This is a genomic window from Mesorhizobium sp. CAU 1732 (genome assembly GCF_039888675.1).
GTDB lineage: Bacteria > Pseudomonadota > Alphaproteobacteria > Rhizobiales > Rhizobiaceae > Aerobium.
Map to the genome: position 1 here is coordinate 319,757 of NZ_JBDQQR010000001.1, position 16,453 is coordinate 336,209.

The 16,453-nt window shown below is 63.0% G+C and carries 22 protein-coding genes; 6 read left to right on the forward strand and 16 right to left on the reverse strand.

Annotated features, from left to right (window positions below; translation table 11 throughout):
* Window positions 1-11: 11 nt before the first annotated feature.
* From AAFN55_RS01670 to AAFN55_RS01685, 4 genes are all read right to left on the reverse strand, one after another.
* Window positions 12-449 carry a universal stress protein gene (locus AAFN55_RS01670; RefSeq protein WP_347797153.1) on the reverse strand — a complete coding sequence of 146 codons (438 nt, stop codon included), beginning with the start codon at window positions 447-449 and terminating at the stop codon, window positions 12-14.
* 77 nt (window positions 450-526) lie between these two features.
* Window positions 527-1,762: an MFS transporter gene (locus AAFN55_RS01675; RefSeq protein ID WP_347797154.1), complete on the reverse strand. Its 1,236-nt coding sequence runs from the start codon at window positions 1,760-1,762 to the stop codon at window positions 527-529.
* Window positions 1,763-1,919: 157 nt separating this feature from the next.
* Entirely contained in the window at window positions 1,920-2,480 is a 561-nt protein-coding gene (locus AAFN55_RS01680) for a thioredoxin family protein (protein WP_347797155.1), read from the reverse strand.
* A 171-nt stretch (window positions 2,481-2,651) separates the two neighbouring features.
* The gene (locus AAFN55_RS01685; RefSeq protein WP_347797156.1) at window positions 2,652-3,158 is read right to left on the reverse strand and encodes a ferritin-like domain-containing protein; all 507 of its coding nucleotides are present in this window, start codon (window positions 3,156-3,158) and stop codon (window positions 2,652-2,654) included.
* 373 nt (window positions 3,159-3,531) lie between these two features.
* On the opposite strand from AAFN55_RS01685, the gene AAFN55_RS01690 reads away from it, so the two are divergent.
* Window positions 3,532-3,684, forward strand: coding sequence for a hypothetical protein (locus tag AAFN55_RS01690; protein ID WP_347797157.1), 153 nt, complete (start codon window positions 3,532-3,534; stop codon window positions 3,682-3,684).
* On the opposite strand, the gene AAFN55_RS01695 is transcribed toward AAFN55_RS01690, so the two are convergent.
* The 11 genes from AAFN55_RS01695 to AAFN55_RS01745 form a co-directional block, all read right to left on the reverse strand.
* Window positions 3,685-4,047 (reverse strand): DUF1850 domain-containing protein, encoded by a 363-nt coding sequence (locus AAFN55_RS01695; protein WP_347797158.1) that lies wholly within the window; start codon window positions 4,045-4,047, stop codon window positions 3,685-3,687.
* Window positions 4,044-6,158, reverse strand: coding sequence for a TRAP transporter permease (locus tag AAFN55_RS01700; protein ID WP_347797159.1), 2,115 nt, complete (start codon window positions 6,156-6,158; stop codon window positions 4,044-4,046). The genes AAFN55_RS01695 and AAFN55_RS01700 overlap by 4 nt, the downstream gene beginning before the upstream one ends.
* Window positions 6,159-6,236: 78 nt before the next feature.
* On the reverse strand, window positions 6,237-7,196 hold the full coding sequence (locus tag AAFN55_RS01705; protein ID WP_347797160.1) for a TAXI family TRAP transporter solute-binding subunit: 960 nt from the start codon (window positions 7,194-7,196) through the stop codon (window positions 6,237-6,239).
* 168 nt (window positions 7,197-7,364) lie between these two features.
* On the reverse strand, window positions 7,365-7,982 hold the full coding sequence (locus tag AAFN55_RS01710) for a LysE family translocator (RefSeq protein ID WP_347797161.1): 618 nt from the start codon (window positions 7,980-7,982) through the stop codon (window positions 7,365-7,367).
* Window positions 7,983-8,067: 85 nt separating this feature from the next.
* Complete coding sequence (locus AAFN55_RS01715) at window positions 8,068-9,066, reverse strand: proline racemase family protein (protein ID WP_347797162.1); 999 nt, start codon at window positions 9,064-9,066, stop codon at window positions 8,068-8,070.
* Window positions 9,067-9,211: 145 nt separating this feature from the next.
* Complete coding sequence (locus AAFN55_RS01720; RefSeq protein WP_347797163.1) at window positions 9,212-9,772, reverse strand: type 1 glutamine amidotransferase domain-containing protein; 561 nt, start codon at window positions 9,770-9,772, stop codon at window positions 9,212-9,214.
* Window positions 9,773-9,871: 99 nt separating this feature from the next.
* On the reverse strand, window positions 9,872-10,519 hold the full coding sequence (locus AAFN55_RS01725) for an HAD family phosphatase (protein ID WP_347797164.1): 648 nt from the start codon (window positions 10,517-10,519) through the stop codon (window positions 9,872-9,874).
* Between the two features lie 2 nt (window positions 10,520-10,521).
* The gene (dut, locus tag AAFN55_RS01730) at window positions 10,522-10,995 is read right to left on the reverse strand and encodes a dUTP diphosphatase (protein ID WP_347797165.1); all 474 of its coding nucleotides are present in this window, start codon (window positions 10,993-10,995) and stop codon (window positions 10,522-10,524) included.
* Between the two features lie 81 nt (window positions 10,996-11,076).
* A complete protein-coding gene (locus AAFN55_RS01735) occupies window positions 11,077-11,415 on the reverse strand; it encodes a DUF5615 family PIN-like protein (protein ID WP_347797166.1) in 339 nt (112 codons plus the stop codon).
* Window positions 11,412-11,633, reverse strand: a complete 222-nt coding sequence (locus AAFN55_RS01740) for a DUF433 domain-containing protein (RefSeq protein WP_347797167.1) — start codon at window positions 11,631-11,633, stop codon at window positions 11,412-11,414. The genes AAFN55_RS01735 and AAFN55_RS01740 overlap by 4 nt, the downstream gene beginning before the upstream one ends.
* Window positions 11,634-11,679: 46 nt before the next feature.
* Window positions 11,680-12,150 carry an Lrp/AsnC family transcriptional regulator gene (locus tag AAFN55_RS01745; protein ID WP_347797168.1) on the reverse strand — a complete coding sequence of 157 codons (471 nt, stop codon included), beginning with the start codon at window positions 12,148-12,150 and terminating at the stop codon, window positions 11,680-11,682.
* A 106-nt stretch (window positions 12,151-12,256) separates the two neighbouring features.
* On the opposite strand from AAFN55_RS01745, the gene AAFN55_RS01750 reads away from it, so the two are divergent.
* From AAFN55_RS01750 to AAFN55_RS01760, 3 genes are all read left to right on the forward strand, one after another.
* On the forward strand, window positions 12,257-12,472 hold the full coding sequence (locus AAFN55_RS01750) for a DUF6356 family protein (protein ID WP_347797169.1): 216 nt from the start codon (window positions 12,257-12,259) through the stop codon (window positions 12,470-12,472).
* Between the two features lie 5 nt (window positions 12,473-12,477).
* Window positions 12,478-13,278, forward strand: a complete 801-nt coding sequence (locus tag AAFN55_RS01755; RefSeq protein WP_347797170.1) for a class II glutamine amidotransferase — start codon at window positions 12,478-12,480, stop codon at window positions 13,276-13,278.
* Between the two features lie 66 nt (window positions 13,279-13,344).
* Window positions 13,345-14,301, forward strand: a complete 957-nt coding sequence (locus AAFN55_RS01760) for a glutaminase (protein WP_347797171.1) — start codon at window positions 13,345-13,347, stop codon at window positions 14,299-14,301.
* A gap of 12 nt (window positions 14,302-14,313) precedes the next feature.
* Here AAFN55_RS01760 and AAFN55_RS01765 read toward each other — a convergent pair whose 3' ends face one another.
* Window positions 14,314-14,715, reverse strand: coding sequence for a DoxX family protein (locus AAFN55_RS01765; RefSeq protein WP_347797172.1), 402 nt, complete (start codon window positions 14,713-14,715; stop codon window positions 14,314-14,316).
* A gap of 213 nt (window positions 14,716-14,928) precedes the next feature.
* Between AAFN55_RS01765 and AAFN55_RS01770 the strand changes: the two genes are divergently transcribed.
* Together AAFN55_RS01770 and AAFN55_RS01775 are read left to right on the forward strand one after the other, a co-directional pair.
* Complete coding sequence (locus tag AAFN55_RS01770) at window positions 14,929-16,047, forward strand: DNA alkylation repair protein (RefSeq protein WP_347797173.1); 1,119 nt, start codon at window positions 14,929-14,931, stop codon at window positions 16,045-16,047.
* Window positions 16,044-16,436 (forward strand): ribonuclease inhibitor, encoded by a 393-nt coding sequence (locus tag AAFN55_RS01775; protein WP_347797174.1) that lies wholly within the window; start codon window positions 16,044-16,046, stop codon window positions 16,434-16,436. Before AAFN55_RS01770 ends, AAFN55_RS01775 begins: the two co-directional genes overlap by 4 nt.
* The last annotated feature ends 17 nt before the right edge of the window (window positions 16,437-16,453 follow it).

Below are 16,453 nucleotides of genomic sequence, written 5' to 3' on the forward strand. Positions count from 1 at the left end.
GCGCGCCTGCGTCAGGAGATCGGTCGCCGCACCACCAGGACGGAGGCTTTCGCATGGCGGACCACGCGCGCCGCGTTCGGGCCGATCAGATAGTCGTCGGGATCGTCCCGGCCGGCCGCCAGGATGATGAGGTCGGCCCCCGTCACGCTGGAATGATGCAGGATCTGGCGGTAGATCGAGCCATGGCCCACGATGTGATGGTGCCTGACGGTTTCCGGCACGTGTTGCGCCGTGAACTGCTCCAGCGCGGCTTGAGCATGCTCGATGGCTTCCTTTTCGTGGCCCTTGGGAAAGAAGCCGCCGACGATCGAGAGCCCGTAATCCGGCACCACGGTCATGATGTGCAACTGCGCGTCGAATGCCTGCGCATACGACACGGCCGTGGCGATCGTCAGCGCCTCTCCGTCCGCGTCGCCGAGATCGACCGAAACGAGGATGGTCCTATACATGCGGCGAATCCCTGCTGCCTACGCTCAATCCGCTGAATGTAGAGGATTTCGCGCGGCATGCGATAGGGTGTGCGTGCTTAGGCGGCGACAGGTCGTACCGAGCGCGTGCGCCACAGGATCAGCACCATGATGGCTATGTTGAGGACGTTCCAACCGATCCCGTTCAGGAAGGCAGCGGAATAGGAGCCGGTGAGATCGTAGATCCAGCCGGAGAGCCAGCCGCCCAGCGCCATGCCGGCGATCGTCGCCATGATGACGAGGCCGACGCGCTGGCCCGCTTCCTTGGCCGGCAGGTACTCGCGCACGATGATCGCATAGCTGGGCACGATGCCGCCCTGCGAGAGGCCGAAGACCAGCGAAACGAGATAGAGCGAGGCGAGGCCGTCGAAGGGAATGTAGGCGAACAGCGCGAGGCACTGCAGCACCGAGCCGATGAGCAGCGTCTTCACGCCGCCGATATGGTCGGCGAGGAACCCGGACGCGAGACGGCTGATGATGCCGCCGACGAGCATCAGCGACAGCATTTCAGCACCGCGCGCAACGCCGAAACCGAGATCGACGCAATAGGCGACGATGTGGACCTGAGGCATCGACATGGCGACACAGCATCCGATGCCGGCGATCGACAGCAGGATCTGAAGCGCGCGCGGCGAGAGGTCGATGGATTTCGAGCGCGTCACCGCAGGCGCGGCACCGGCCGCCTCGGCGGCAATATGAGGGGCTCGGCGGCGCAGATAAAAGGCCAATGGCGTCATGGCGACGATGCATACGATGCCGATCGCCACATAGGTGTAGCGCCATCCTTCACCCGACGGCGTCATCTGCATGAGCAGCGGCCAGATCGCGCCGGCGAAATAATTGCCGCTGGCTGCGGCGGCCACAGCCACGCCGCGACGCCGGTCGAACCAGTGCGAGATGTCCGCGATCAGCGGGCCGAACGTCGCCGCGGCGCCGAAGCCGATGATGGCCTGGACGATCGCGAACACCCAGATCGATGGCGACAATGCCGCCAGCATGTAGCCGAAGAACAGGAAGGCGGCGGCCAGCAGCATCGGCGGGAAAATGCCTGCACGGTCGACGAAGCGTCCGATCATGACGTTGCCGAACGCAAAGCCGATCATCGTCATCGTGTAGGGCATCGAGGCCGCCGCCCGGTCGACGCCGAACTCCGCCTGGACTTCGGGCAATACGACGATTACCGACCACATGCCGACGCTGCCCACCGTGCTCAGGAGCATCGAGGCGAGCAGCCTCGACCAGGCATAGCGGCCGTCGATATCGGCGCGCGAGGCTGGGACTGGCGAGGCGTTCATGGCGTTTCCCGTGGCATGGCGGTTGAATCCGCCTTTGTAGCGGGAGGACCTTGGGATGTGCGCGCCGGCCGCGTCAGCGCCACAGCCTGCCTATCGACCAATCCAGTGGTCGGTTGGTCAGGCGACGCCGTCTTTCCACTTGCCGCAGGCGCGCCGCTCAGGCGACGCCGTCTTTCCACTTGATCGAGCAGCCGATCGAGGCGATTTGGTCTTGCGGGCCGGTCCCGCTACGCGCAATCGCGACCATCGCCTCGTAAAGGTCGCGGCGAAGGTCGTCGGCGCCGGTTTCCTTGCGCGATGCATCGAGCCTGCCGCGATATTGCAGCTTCATCCGAGCATTGAAGCCGAAGAAGTCGGGCGTGCACGCGGCGCCATAGGCCCGGGCGATCGACTGGTCGGAATCGTAGAGATACGGGAACGACATGCGGTGTTCGCGCGAAAACACCTTCATGTTGTCGAAGGAATCCTGCGGGTAGGCCTCCGCATCATTGGAGTTGATGGCGACGAAGCCGACTCCATGGGCCCGAAGGTCGTTCGCGTCGCGCACGATGCGTCCGATGACGGCTTTCACATAGGGGCAATGATTGCAGATGAAGGCGACGACGAGCCCGCCGGGCCCGACATGCTCGGAGAGCTGATGTTCGTTGCCATCGATGCCGGGCAGGATCGCATCGATGCCCTTCCAGTCGAAATCGCAAACCGGCGGGACTGTGCCCATGTGATCCTCCCTGGATTCGTCGGCCTGAGCATAGACGCAATCGCCTTGCCGTGCGAACCCCGCCTTGGCGGGTCCGAGGACGGAAAATCAACGGCCCGCCGCATGAGATTGACGGCGGGCCGGGACGGCCAAAGCTTGAGGGGTGGCTTCGGCGTACTACTGGTGCGGCGCCTATTCGGCAGCCTGAAGGTTGACGCGGCTGGCGGCGAGGTCGGTCAGTTTCTTGTCCGTCGCCTTTTCCTCGTCGAGGTTCTTCTGGAGCACCGCGGCGCAATCGCTGCGGCCCAGTTCCTTCGCCCAGGCGACGAGGGTGCCGTATCGCGTGATCTCGTAGTGCTCGACGGCCTGACCGGCCGCAATCAGCGCCGCATCCAGAACGCGCTCGTCATCGACCTCGCCGGCGATCTCGTCGGCTTCCTTGAGGATGCCGTCGATGGCCGGGCAATTGACCCCCTTGGCTTCAACGCCATGCATCTCGAACACCTGCTCGAGACGGGTGACATGGCCTTCGGTCTCGGTCAGGTGCTTCTCGAAACCCTGCTTGAGCTCGCGGTTCGTCGCCTTGTCGATCATCTTCGGGAGATTTTTGAGAATCTGCTTCTCGGCGTAATAGATGTCGCGCAGCGTGTGGACGAAGAGGTCGTCCATCGTTTTGATGTCCTTCGAGAAAAAGCCCATTGTTTCAGCCTTTCGTGACTTGTTGTTATCGAGCGGCGCGCCTCGGCGCGTCGGGCCGGGAGCAAGCCGGCTCGTCCCCCGAACTTGCAAACAGCGCCAGTGTTCCCAGTCCCGATGGAAGGTGCGGTGAGTTTCGTCGGGCGCGTTTCGAGATCGCCGCCCGCGCTTCCAACCGCTACGTGTGGCGCTCTTGCAACAGCCGGCACTGATTGTTGAAAGGGACGGCTTGCGCGCGGCGAATCATTCGCAATTCGGTCACTGTCGGCGCGCTAATCAGCCAGAGATTAACAACGCGTTCATCGCTTATTCACTGGTGCTCGCTAGGCTGATCCTCAATCGGAAGGGACATCCGACGGGACAGGGTAACAGGGTCATGACGATCTGGGCTCACATATCAAACGGCGCCATCGTGGTGCGCGAATTCTTCCTGCCAAGCTATCGGCCTGAGCGGCACTATATGCGTGGGCCCGGCCCTGCATGCGCGCGCATCAGGCGTCGTTTCGACACGCAGGCCGGCGCGCACTGATCAGCCGTTACAGGCGCTGATCACGATCGGCTCGGCAGCCGTTTCGCCAAGCGTCATGCACTCCGCGCCGCCGCAGAGCTTCCAGCCCGCCTGTGTCGCACCCGATGCCGCCAGAACGAGGCGGCTCTGGGCTCCGATAGTCGGCCGGTAGACCCACCATCCTTCCTTCAGCCTCGCACCATCGGGCGGCTCCATTCCTGCCCCGGATCCCTTGACGCGCGCTTCGACCAGTTCGAGGCCCGCGCCTGTGACCTGCCAGTTTTCAAGCCACTCGGTGCGCTCGATCGAATGCGTCCAGCTCAAGGTGAAGGCGGCGACCGCCATCACGATCGTCTTGCCGCCGACGAGGACGCACAGGCTCATGGGATGGCCGGTTCACGCCTGCCCCCGCCGCGCGTCCGCCGCCAATGCGCGGCGACCACGATCACACCAAGGACAAATCCGGCTTCGTCGGTGAGCGGCAGTGCCAGGACGAGCAGGACACCTGCGGCGAAGCAGGCGATCCGCTCCCACCACAAGGCCCGAGCAAACAGGAAGCCGACGACGGCGACGCCCCACAGCGCAATGCCCGCGCAGGCCTTAAGCACGACATAGATCACCTCGACCGGATAGCCCCAGGCTTCCGCCATCGGCCCTGCATCCTGCAGCATCAGCGCCGGCGTATAGACGGCCATGAACGGCACGACGAAACCGGCCGTCGCCAGCTTCGTCGCCTGTATGGATATCTTCAGCCCGGATGTTTTCGCCATGGGCGCCGCCGCGAAGCATGCGAGCGCGACCGGCGGGGTAAGATCGGCCATGATCCCGAAATAGAAGACGAACATGTGGCTGACGAGCAGCGGCACGCCGAGCTCGAGCAGCGCCGGTCCGGCGAGCGACGAGGTGATGATGTAGTTCGGAATCGTCGGGATACCCATGCCGAGTACGAGGCAGGTCAGCATGGTCAGGATCAGCGACAGGAACAGATTGTCCTCGCCGATGCGGATGATCGCGCCGATGAAGGTGGATGCGATGCCGGTCAGCGTCAGCGTGCCGATGACGATACCGACGATGGCGCAGGCGATGCCCACCGGCAGCGCGTTTTTGGCGCCTTCCGCGAGCGAATCGCGGCAGATGGCGAGCGTTTCGCGTCCGCCCTTGAACAGAACGCAGGCGAGCACCAGCCCGCCGATGACGGCCGCGAGGATGTTGACGCCGAAGCGCATGAACGCGGCGGCTGCGAGACCGAGCGCGACCCAGAAGACCATGCGGAACGCGAACGGCCCGATCAGGGCGGCAAGCGGCGTGCCGAGGATCAGCACGACGATCAGCGCCAGCCCCATCGTGCCCGCGAAGATCGGCGTGTAACCGGCGAAAAGCAGGTAGACCAGCGTGCCGAGCGGAAGCACCAGCGGCCAATGCTGGCGCAGTGCCTTCCAGGGGTCGGGAAGCGTGTCCTTCGCCATGCCGCCGAGGCCGGCTTTTCCGGCTTCGAGATGGACCATCCAGAAGCAGACGCCGAAATAGAGCGCGGCGGGGATGAGGGCGGCCTTGACCACGTCGACATAGGGCACGTTCAGCGTTTCGGCCATGATGAAGGCGACCGCGCCCATCACCGGCGGCATGATCTGACCGCCCATCGACGACGTCGCTTCCACGCCGCCGGCGAAGGCCGAGCGGAAGCCGAAGCGCTTCATCAGGGGAATGGTGAACTGGCCGGAGGCCACGACATTGGCGACGCCGGAGCCCGATATCGTCCCCATCAGCGCCGACGACATGACGCAGACCTGCGCTGGGCCGCCGCGCCAGGAGCCGACGAGGCCGAGCGCGAAATCGTTGAACAGGGCGAGCATGCCCGCGCGTTCGAGGAATGCCGCGAAGACCACGAAGATGAAGATGTAGGCGGCGGAGACGTAGATCGGCGTGCCGTAGATGCCCTCGGTGCCGAAGCCGAAATGCTCGACGATGAGCTCGAAATCGTAACCGCGATGGATGAAGGGCGCGGGGAGATACTGACCGAAGAAGCAATAGGCCAGGAACACGCCTGCGATGATCGTGAGCGGCAGGCCCATCAAGCGCCGCGCGCCCTCGAAGACCAGCACGATGACCAGTGCACCGACGGTCAGATCGAGAGGCGTCAGAAACCCGCTGCGTTGAATCAGCGGCACGTAGAACACCCAATTGTAGATGCCGGTGAGGAAACCGAGAATGCCGAGCGTCCAGAACCACGTCTTGCCGATCGGCGTCTTCGCGATGAGATTGGCGAACAGCGCGAAGCCGAGCAGGAGCAGGAAGCCGACATGCATCGCCCGCACCACCTGGCTGGGCAAGGTGCCATAGGCTGCCGACCAGAGCTGGAAGAGCGAGAACGAAAACGCGATCCAGAACGCCACGCGACCGAGGATGCCCTCGCCGAAACCGGGCGGCAGGCCTTCGATGGGCTCTTCTGCCGAATCCTGTACGATGATCGGCCCGTCGGCCTTGGTAGCGGTCATGTCCCCTCCCGGGATGCAGAAGCTCGTCGCCAAGAAAAAACCCCTCCGGCGCTATGCCGAAGGGGCTGTATCACGCTGCTACTTGAGCAGCCCGGCTTCGCGATAGTAGCGTTCCGCACCCGGATGCAGCGGGATGGGCATGCCCTCCAGCGCCTTGCTTGCATCGATGGCTTTCGCCGCCGAGTGTGACGCGACCATCTTGTCGAGGTTCTCGAACAGCAGCTTCGTCATCTGATAGGCGGTTTCTTCCGAGACGCCCTCATGGGTGATGAGGAAGTTGCCGACTGCCGCCGTCTCGACATCCGCATCCTGCCCGTCATAGGTCCCGGCGGGGATCGTCACGGGGATGTAGGGCGACCCGATCTTCTCCACGTCGGCTGCGGGAACCGCAACGACGGTGATCGGCAACGACGTCGCGAGATCGCGGATCGACGCGACGCCAAGGCCGGCCGATTGCAGCGTCGCGTTGAGCTGACGGTTCTTGATCAGCTCCACGGATTCCGCGAAGGGAAGGTATTCGAGCTTGCCGAGATCCTGATAGGTGAGGCCTGCGGCCTTGAAGATCGCCCGTGCGTTCAACTCGGTGCCGGATGCCGGCGCGCCGACCGAAAGGCTCTTGCCCTTGAGGTCTGCGAGCGTTTCGATGCCGGATTCCTTCGCGGCGACGATCTGGATGTAGTTCGGATAGATGGCGGCGATGCCGCGCAGCTTGTCGAGCTTGCCGGGGAAACCGGCTTCCGTATTGCCGGCCCAGGCCTCCTGCACGGAATCGCCCAGCGAGAAGCCGATCTCGCCGCGTCCCGACTGGAGCAGATTGAGGTTCTCGACCGAGGCCTTCGTCGCCTGCACCTGCGTGCGCGATCCCTCGATGCCCTCGGCGTAGATTTCCGACAGCGCGACGCCGAGCGGATAGTAGACGCCCGACGTGCCGCCGGTCAGGACATTGATGAATTCCTGCGCTTTCGCGGCTGTGGAGCCAAGCCCGAGCGTCAGCGCGACCGCGCCGGCGGTCAGCAGATTCCGGGTTACGTGTTTCATGCAAATCCTCCCTGTGGTTGCCTTGGCCAGGCAACGCACTGTCCTCCCGCGCGCCAAGGCCTGGACGTAGTTGTACGCGCTGGAGTGGAGATTCCAATCATTAATTGGTTGCAGACAAAACCCGCGCGCCGGCCGGCCGTTGGGCCGGGCAAAACGAACGTTCAGGCGCTACTGGCGAAACGCGATCGCAGCCGCTGCTCCCGCCATGAAACCCGCCGCCGTGCGGTTCAGCGTCTTGAGTGCCCGCGGCGTCGCCAGGAACCAGCGCGCCTTGGCGGCGAGCGCCAGATACGGCACCAGAACGACCAGCAGAACCATCGCGGTGATGGCGATCAAGACGCCGTAATCGGTGGGCGTGATCGAGGCGATGTCGATGATCGTCGGTGTAATGGCGAGATAAAACACCATCACCTTCGGGTTGCCGAGCGTGACGATCAGGCCGGACAGGATGCTCGCAAGCGCGCCGTCGCGCGAGCGCTCGGCTCCGACCGTCTCGGTCTTGATGCCGGTGTGCCAGAAGGTCCAGGCGAGGTAGGCGAGATATGCGACGCCGGCCCACTTGATGATGATGAAGGCGGTTCCAAATGTCTGCGCCAGGATTGCAAGGCCAAGCACGACCGCCGTGAGATAAACCAGATCGCCCATCACGAGACCCATCGCCATGAAAAGCGCCGAGCGGAAGCCGGAACCCAGCGCGCGTGCGATCAATGCCACAATGCCGGGGCCCGGAATGGCGGCTGCGATCGCAAGCGCACCCGCATAGGTGACGAAGCCGGCAAGTGTCATGACGAAGGTCTCCGAAAGGGAGCGCACATGTAGCATGGCCGACGTGACGTAAAAAGCGCCGACGCTTGTGCCAGCGGGCAGCTCGTCAGCGCACGAGGAAACCGGTTCGCAAGGGATCGTCGTCCTCGACGATAAATTCGGCCCTGCCGCTATAATGCGCGCGGCCCGACACGCGCACCGTGACGGCGTCGTGGCCGCCCGCCTTCGTCGTGGTGGCGATGCTGCCTTCGAAGATCGATCCGACGATGCTTTCGAACTGCCGCACCTCGCCGGCACGAACATCTCCCTTGGCATGCATCGTCGCCATGCGCGCCGTCACGCCTGAGCCTGTCGGAGATCGGTCCACCTGCGCGTCCGCGAAGACGCAGATATTTCTGGTCGGCCGGGCCGCGCCATTGCCGCCATCGGTGAAGATGGCCCCGTAGAGAAAGGCGAGGTCGCTGTGATCGGGATGTGACAGCGGCACCTTGGCCTTCACGGCCTCTGTCAGCGAAACGGCCGCATCGACGAAGCCGCGCGCGGGATCCCGTCCGAATTCGAGGCCGAACTGGGGGCAATCGGCAAGCGCATAGAACGCGCCGCCATAGGCGATGTCGTAGACGATCGCGCCATAACCCGGCACGTCGATCGTCAGATCGCGCGCGAACAGAAACGCCGGAACGCTCTCGAACGACACCGCACCCGCGCGTCCATCGATGACGTCGACATCGGCGACAACCATCCCGCAGGGACATTCGATGTTCACGCGTGTCGTCGGTTCGCTGGCCTCGACGAGACCGTGATCGACCGCGTAGCGCCCAAGCGCGATGATGGCGTGGCCGCACATTGTCGAATAGCCCTCATTGTGCATGAACAGGACGGCCAGGTCGGCGCTCGGCAGATCAGGCTCGACCAGCAGCGCGCCGTACATGTCGGCATGGCCGCGCGGCTCGAACATCAACACCTTCCGCAGGTGGTCGAGCGTGTCTCGAACATAGGCGCGCTTTTGCATGATCGTGCCACGGCCAAGCGGCGGATAACCGGCGGTCACGATGCGAAGCGGCTCGCCGCCGGTGTGCATGTCGATGACGGTCAGCGTGTCCATCGCAGCCTCGTTTTGACGACGAGCGATGGGCCCCTTACGGAGGTTATGTCAAGCAAAAGCGGCGCGGCAGCCCTTTCGGGCGCCAGCGCCGCCTTGCCCGGCTGCGAGACTGATCCGCAACTCAACAGCCGAACCTCGCTGCCGCTCAGGCGGCGTGCTTTTGTGCGGCTTCGCCTTCCACGGCCTTGATGATCTCGGCCACGAACGCGTCCAGATCGTCCGGCTTGCGGGCGGTGATGATGTTGCCGTCACGCACCGTTTGGGAGTCTTCCCACTTCGCGCCGGCGTTGATCATGTCCGTCTTGATCGACCCGTAGGACGTTGCCTTGAGGCCGCGCACAAGGTCCGCCTCTATCAGTAGCCAGGGCGCATGGCAGATCGCCGCCAGCGGCTTTCCAGTGTCGTTGAAGGAGCGCACGAACGTCACCGCGTCCTTCTCGACACGAAGCAGGTCGGGGTTCATCTGTCCGCCGGGAAGCACGAGCGCATCGTAGTCTTCGACGCGTACGTCCGCGAGCGTTCGGTCGACCTTCACGGCCGAACCCCAATCCTTCTTTTCCCAGCCGGTGATTTCGCCGTCCTTGAGGGAAACAACGTCCACGGTCGCGCCGGCCTCGGCCAGCTTCTTCAATGGAACCTCGAGTTCCGACTGCTCGAAACCGTTCGTCGCAAGGATCATGATCCTGGATTTGTCGATCTTCGGCATTTGCGTTCTCCTTCCTTATGTTGCCTGGAAGTTGTCGTGAGAAACGCGCGCCTGCCGATTTCGTTCACAACGAAATCGCGACGCAGGGGAATTTGACGGTCAGGACAGGATGAGGTCGGGCAGGTCGCGCATGTCGTCGAAGACGGTGCCGCCGGCCGCCGAGAGCGCCGCGCGGTCCGAAAACGGGTCGCCTGCGTAGGAGAAGACGCGCATGCCTGCGGCGATGCCCGCCTCGGTGCCGGGAACGCTATCCTCGATGACGACGCAGTCCGCTGGATCGAAGCCCATTTCCTTCGCGGCATGAAGAAAGAGATCAGGGAAGGGCTTGCCGCGCTCGACCATCGTGGCGCTGTAGAGCGCGTGGCCGAAATGGGACATCAGCCCTGTCGCGCCGAGCGTGAGATGCATCTTGTCGACCCGGGCCGACGAGGCCACGCACCATGGAATGCCGGCCTCCCGCAAGGCTTCGACGACCGTCTCGATGTGCGGAACTGCCGTCACCGTCGAGAAGATCGTGTCGATCGACGCATACCAGCGATCCGCGAGATCGAAACCGAGCCGGTGGCCGTTCGCTTCGATCCGCTGCTGGACGCTGACCATGCTGGTGCCGGAGAACACCCGGCGGCACTCTTCGTATGAAACCGGATAGCCGCCTTCGGTCAGCCAGGCGCAAAGCACCCTGTTGGCGGTTTCCTCGGTATCGACGAGAATGCCGTCGCAATCGAAGATGACGAGGCCCGGCCGCATGCTCAGGCCGTCCCGGTGGAGCCGAAGCCGCCTGCGCCGCGAACCGTCTCGCCCGCGAGTGAACGCTCTTCAATCTGGAGATGGCTGACCTGCGCGAGCACGAGCTGCGCGATCCGCATGCCGCGTTCGATCGCGAATTCCTCGTCGCCGAGATTGACCAGCAGCACCTTCACCTCGCCGCGATAGTCGCTGTCGATCGTGCCGGGCGTGTTCAGGCAGGTGATGCCGTGTTTGAAGGCGAGACCGGAGCGCGGCCTGATCTGCCCCTCGAAGCCGTCTGGGATCTCGAAGATGAGTCCCGTCGGCACCAGCGCACGCTTGCCCGGCAGGAGTATGAGCGGGCGATCGGCCGGGACGGCCGCGCGAAGGTCCATGCCGGCCGCGCCTGCCGTTTCGTAGGCTGGCAGGTCGATGCCGTCCGCGTGCGGCATGCGCACGATACCCAGTGTCGGTGATGAAGTGGAGCTAGCTGTCATGACCCTGATGCTATGGCGGCAAGGTTGCATGAGGTCAATTCGAACGATGTGTCTATCAACGCCATTTCAGTTCGAACGCGGTCACTCTACGACAAGCAGTGCGGACTCGTGGTCCGATATGAAATTCAGCGTGAGAATTCGATTTCGCTCAATGCAATCAATGATGTGTGCAGTGGTGCAATCGCCCAGCCGCAACCACACGGTTTTCGGAGGTGCGCCATACAGGAAGCTGAGGTGATGGAAATCCGAGTCTTTCGATACAATGGTGAACTGGTTTTGTCGTGCGTAGTCCCAGATGATGCGGTCCTCGGCTGAAGCCAGTCCGAGTTCGGAAACATGCGCCGATCCGTCAAACTCACGCGCAAGAGATGCCAGGAGGCGCCGCGACAGATTTTGATCGAGAAGGAGCTTGGAGGTCACGCCGCGCCGAGCAAACGCCGTTCCCTCTCTGCTGCGAAGACAAGGCTCGCACGCAGATCATCGGGTTGGAGTTCCGGGAAATCGTTCAGTATCTCGGTCTCGCTCATGCCGGAGGCAAGGTAGTCCAGCACGTCATAGACCGCTATCCGTGTGTCGCGGATGCACGGCTTTCCAGACCTGCGCGCAGGGTCGATGCGAATGCGATCCAACAAATCCATCGTGGAATGATGTGTGAAAGCGATTGTCGGGTCAAGCGGATCAGGATCAACGCACTTCCACGGGGACGACGGTGGTCTCTTTGATTTCCTCCATGACGAACGAAGCGGAGACGTCGTCGAGCGGAACCTTTGCGATCAGGCGCTGGTAGAGCCGGTCATAGGCCTTTACGTCGGCGACGCGGGCGCGCAGCACGTAGTCGAGGTCGCCGGACATGCGGTAGACGCCGGTGATTTCCGGGAAGGATGAGACCGCATCGCGAAATCGCTTCAGCCAGTCCGGATTGTGATGCGATGTCCGCACCAGGATGAACACCGAGAGCCCGAGACCCAGCCTGTCCGCATCGACCAGCGCCACCCGGCCGGTGATGATCTTCTTCTCCTCGAGAATCTTGACGCGCCGCCAGCATGCGTTGCGCGACAGGTTGAGGCGCTCGGAGAGCTGATCCACCGTCAGCGTGGCATCGCGTTGCAGTTCGGCCAGGAGTCTCCGGTCGATTGTATCGATAATTTCAGTCATCATAGGACAATGTCCCAATAAGGATAAACTCTCAAGGACATTTCGGGACGCTTTGAATGAACGCAGGTCTATTGTGTGGCCAAAGATACAATCAAAGGGGACATTCATGACCACGCGCATTGCCAGGCTCTTCACCCAGCATCCCGAAACGGTCGGCGAAAGCTATTTCGGACACATGGCGTTTGCCGCGTGGTTTTCCTCGCGTCTCCTGATGGCCGCAGGCGCCGCGATCGTTCACGCTTTCTTGCCGTTTCTGTTCGAAACTACGGCATCGCGGATCATCCGCGAGCTTTATGAGCGGACGCACAATCGGGGGAAATAGACACGATGTGCCGATGGGCGGCCTATCTCGGCGAACCGGTCTTCATGGAAGACATCGTTACCGCGCCCTGCCATTCCCTGATCGCCCAGAGCCACCATGCGCTGCAGGCGAAGACGGCGACCAATGGCGACGGTTTCGGCGTTGCCTGGTACGGCGAGCGCCCGGAGCCCGGCCGATACCGCGACGTGCTGCCGGCCTGGTCCGACTGCAATCTGAAAAGCCTCTGCCGCCAGATACGCTCGCCCCTCTTCCTGGCGCATGTCCGCGCCTCGACGGGCGGCGCGACCAGCCGCGACAATTGCCATCCTTTCGCGTCCGGGCGATGGTCGTTCATGCACAACGGCCAGATCGGCGATTTCGATGCGATCCGGCGAAAGCTGGAACATCGCCTGCCTGACGCGCTCTACGAGCAGTTGCACGGCACGACCGACTCCGAATTGATCTTCATGCTCATGATCGACCAGGGCCTCGATACAGACCCTCAGGGCGCGACAGAGCGGGCGGTCGCGATCATCCACGACGTCGCCGGCAAGGCCGGCATCGAGCCGAAACTCAAGCTCACCGCGGCCTTCTCCGATGGCGAGCGTCTCTATTCCGTCCGCTATGCATCGGCCGGAACGGCGCCGACCCTCTATGCCGGGTCGTTTCGCAATGGTGTCGGGCGCTGCCTCGTATCGGAGCCGCTGGACCAGGACGAGCCGAACTGGGAAGCCATTCCGCCTGGCAGCTTCGTCACCATGACCCGCGACACGCTGGCGATCTCGGCGTTCGAGCCGCGTGTCCGGCCTCTCGCGCTCGCGGGCTGACGTTACCCTCCGACCGGATCGATTCCGCGCCTGTCGCGTTCTGGCCAACTCAAACCGGAGACATGCATGGCAAAGCGCGAGAAGCGGGTCGACCTCGCTCAACTGAAGGATGTGGTCGACGAGATCGTCGGGCGAATGGGTGTAATCGAGAAGTTCGGCAAAGCTGCCGACCACATCAAGGGCATGGCGGACATCGAGACCGAGCATTTCGGCATCGCGGTCGTGACAGTCGATGGCGATCTGGTGACGGGCGCAGATGCCGACACGCCGTTTCCCATCCAGAGCATCTCGAAGGTCTTCGCGCTCACGCTTGCGCTGCGTGCCTTCGACGACGAGGTCTGGAAACGTGTCGGACGTGAGCCGTCCGGCGATCCGTTCAATTCGATCGTCGATCTGGAACGCCACAAGGGCATACCGCGAAACCCCTTCATCAATCCCGGCGCACTGGTCGTCTGCGACATGCTGCTCGATATCGGCAAGGAGCATGGTGTTCCCAAAACCGTGCGCGAGTTCCTGATCGGCGAGATCGGCGAAAAGGATTTCGGCGAAGTCAGCGAGATCGTGAAGGAGGACGGCAAGACATCCGGTTACTCGAACCGGGCACTGGCGAACCTCTCGAAGCATTTCGAGAACCTGCATCACGACGTCGAAGCCGTGATGAAGCTCTATGTGGCGCAATGCGCCATCGAGCTCGATTGCCGCCAGCTTGCGCTTGCCGGACGCTACCTGATGCGCGACGGCGCAGACGGCAAGACCGAGGATTCGCGGCACCATGCGCGCCTTGCGCGGCGGATCAACTCGCTGATGATGACCTGCGGCCAGTATGACGGGTCAGGCGACTTCGCGTTCCGCGTCGGCCTGCCCGCCAAGAGCGGCGTCGGCGGCGGCATCCTGGCCATCGCGCCCGACATCGCGTCGGTCGCGGTCTGGTCCCCGACGCTCGACGAAAACGGCAATTCGCTCCTCGGCACGCTGGCGCTCGAACAGCTCACGGAGCGAATGGGCTGGTCGATCTTCGGTTAGCGCATAGGTGATCTAACGCGACAGCGGGATCAGAGCCCGGATGCGCGGATCGCGGAACCACAAGCCGCCCCACACGAAAAGCGCCATGTAGACGCCGAACAGCGTGTGGGTCAGGAGCGGGCTGCCGATGCGGACATGCGTGGCAACCGCGCCGCCGAGATAGGCGGTGAGCAGGATCGCGCCCAGCACGGAGGTGCGCGGCCAGGCGTATAAAGCCGTACACACAAGGGTGATGATCCCGAGCATGCGGGCCAGTTCGACGGGCCAGCCGAGCACCGGCATCGTGTCGATCACCGGCTGGAGCGGCGGCAGCTTGATGACGCCGTCGAAGATGAGGAAGGCGATCACCAGACCTGACAGGGTCCAGCCGACAATCGTCGATCTGCGCGAGTTTGAAAGGGTGGTTTCGGACATGACGTGCTCCAGTTGCGAACGTGAAAAGGGCGTGCTGTTGCCATGACGCGCGGATGAGCAGGATTCCGACACCGTCGCTGCACAATTTTCCCGTACGTGATCCAACGATTGGCGGCATTGATCTGTGAAAAGCGATTGTATCCTGACATTGCGTGTCGCTTGCATCCGCTAGGATGACCCTAGTAGGTGAGCCGCGCCGCGAGGAGACTTCAATTGGCTGCAAGTTCGACGGATGCATCGCCGGCGCTGAAAGAAATCTTCGACCGTGCCCGTCTGCAGCATTTTGCCGACGAGACGGCCGCAATCTGGCCCCGATTCGATCGGGAGCGCTTCCTGTCCCTTGCCACGGATGGGCTGGACGATCTCGGCATCATGCAGCGCATGCGCCGGACGGCCGAGGCATTCGCTCAGACGTTGCCCGCAGACTACGCCGAGGCGCTCGCCGTCCTGCGCGATCTTGCGCCGCGCATCCGGCATGGCTTCGCGTCGATCACGCTGTGCGAATTCGTCGCCATTCGCGGCCGCGACGCGTTCGAGCGCTCGATGGAAGCGCTGCATTTCTTCACCCGGTTCGGTTCGGCGGAGTTCGCTATAAGGCATTTCCTCAGGGACGATTTCGAGCGGACGCTGGCGGTGATGAAGGGGTGGGCGCGGGACGAGAACGAGCACGTCCGCAGGCTGGCGAGCGAAGGCTCGAGACCGCGGCTGCCATGGTCGTTCCAGTTGAAGAACCTGATCGCCGACCCGTCGCCTACAGTATCGATCCTCGATGCGCTCAAGGCCGATGACAGCCTCTATGTCCGCAAGTCGGTCGCCAATCATCTGAACGACATCGCCAAGGACAATCCGGATTATCTGCTCGACCGCCTGTCAGGCTGGGACAGGGACGATGCGCGCACGGAATGGATCGTCAGGCACGCGCTGCGCACGCTCATCAAGAAGGGAGAGCCTCGCGCGCTGGCCTTGATCGGCACGACCGGCGAAGCGGATGTCGCGGTCGACCACTTCACCGTCGCCCCGGCGGTGATCCGGCTGGGCGAGCGCATTACGCTTTCGGCCCGTATTGTCTCGACGGCGAATGAACGTCAAAAGCTCGTCGCCGACTACGCCATCCACTATGTGAAGAAGAGCGGCGCAACCTCCCGCAAGGTGTTCAAGCTGAAAACCTTCGATCTCGCGGCAGGAGGCACGATGGAACTGGCGATTTCGCAGCAGATCCGCGATTTCACGACGCGCACGCACAATGCCGGCCTCCACAAGGTCGAATTCATGCTGAATGGTCAGGTTCTGGCGGATGGCGGGTTCGAGTTGAAGGCGAATGCGCAGCCATGACGAAGACCCTCACCATCGATGGCACCGCCATCCATGACATCCCGTCCTTCTATGACGAGATCAATCGCGTCTTCATGGCCGGCGAGGACTGGAAGCTCGGCGCCAGCCTCGATGCGCTTGCCGACATGTTTCGCGGCGGCTACGGCGCGATCGAAGGCGGGGAGCCGATCAAGCTGATCTGGCTGGCGATGGAAAGGTCACGTACCCAACTCGGCCTGGAGGCCACGCGCGCCTTTTACCAGGACAAGCTTGCCCGCCCGGAAATGTTCAACACCGAGGCAATTTCGAGTCGGCTCGCCGCGCTCGAGGCGGGTTCCGGCCCGACATATTTCGAGATTGTGCTGGAGATTATCGCAGAACACCCGAACATCGAGCTGGAAGCACGCTGAACCCTCTCCTCGACATA

Coding starts and splice junctions, on each gene's coding strand:
- AAFN55_RS01670 (WP_347797153.1), bottom strand. CDS start 449: ATGTATAGGACCATCCTCGTTTCGGTCGATCTCGGCGACGCGGACGGA.
- AAFN55_RS01675 (WP_347797154.1), bottom strand. CDS start 1,762: ATGAACGCCTCGCCAGTCCCAGCCTCGCGCGCCGATATCGACGGCCGC.
- AAFN55_RS01680 (WP_347797155.1), bottom strand. CDS start 2,480: ATGGGCACAGTCCCGCCGGTTTGCGATTTCGACTGGAAGGGCATCGAT.
- AAFN55_RS01685 (WP_347797156.1), bottom strand. CDS start 3,158: ATGGGCTTTTTCTCGAAGGACATCAAAACGATGGACGACCTCTTCGTC.
- AAFN55_RS01690 (WP_347797157.1), top strand. CDS start 3,532: ATGACGATCTGGGCTCACATATCAAACGGCGCCATCGTGGTGCGCGAA.
- AAFN55_RS01695 (WP_347797158.1), bottom strand. CDS start 4,047: ATGAGCCTGTGCGTCCTCGTCGGCGGCAAGACGATCGTGATGGCGGTC.
- AAFN55_RS01700 (WP_347797159.1), bottom strand. CDS start 6,158: ATGACCGCTACCAAGGCCGACGGGCCGATCATCGTACAGGATTCGGCA.
- AAFN55_RS01705 (WP_347797160.1), bottom strand. CDS start 7,196: ATGAAACACGTAACCCGGAATCTGCTGACCGCCGGCGCGGTCGCGCTG.
- AAFN55_RS01710 (WP_347797161.1), bottom strand. CDS start 7,982: ATGACACTTGCCGGCTTCGTCACCTATGCGGGTGCGCTTGCGATCGCA.
- AAFN55_RS01715 (WP_347797162.1), bottom strand. CDS start 9,066: ATGGACACGCTGACCGTCATCGACATGCACACCGGCGGCGAGCCGCTT.
- AAFN55_RS01720 (WP_347797163.1), bottom strand. CDS start 9,772: ATGCCGAAGATCGACAAATCCAGGATCATGATCCTTGCGACGAACGGT.
- AAFN55_RS01725 (WP_347797164.1), bottom strand. CDS start 10,519: ATGCGGCCGGGCCTCGTCATCTTCGATTGCGACGGCATTCTCGTCGAT.
- dut (WP_347797165.1), bottom strand. CDS start 10,995: ATGACAGCTAGCTCCACTTCATCACCGACACTGGGTATCGTGCGCATG.
- AAFN55_RS01740 (WP_347797167.1), bottom strand. CDS start 11,633: ATGGATTTGTTGGATCGCATTCGCATCGACCCTGCGCGCAGGTCTGGA.
- AAFN55_RS01745 (WP_347797168.1), bottom strand. CDS start 12,150: ATGACTGAAATTATCGATACAATCGACCGGAGACTCCTGGCCGAACTG.
- AAFN55_RS01750 (WP_347797169.1), top strand. CDS start 12,257: ATGACCACGCGCATTGCCAGGCTCTTCACCCAGCATCCCGAAACGGTC.
- AAFN55_RS01755 (WP_347797170.1), top strand. CDS start 12,478: ATGTGCCGATGGGCGGCCTATCTCGGCGAACCGGTCTTCATGGAAGAC.
- AAFN55_RS01760 (WP_347797171.1), top strand. CDS start 13,345: ATGGCAAAGCGCGAGAAGCGGGTCGACCTCGCTCAACTGAAGGATGTG.
- AAFN55_RS01765 (WP_347797172.1), bottom strand. CDS start 14,715: ATGTCCGAAACCACCCTTTCAAACTCGCGCAGATCGACGATTGTCGGC.
- AAFN55_RS01775 (WP_347797174.1), top strand. CDS start 16,044: ATGACGAAGACCCTCACCATCGATGGCACCGCCATCCATGACATCCCG.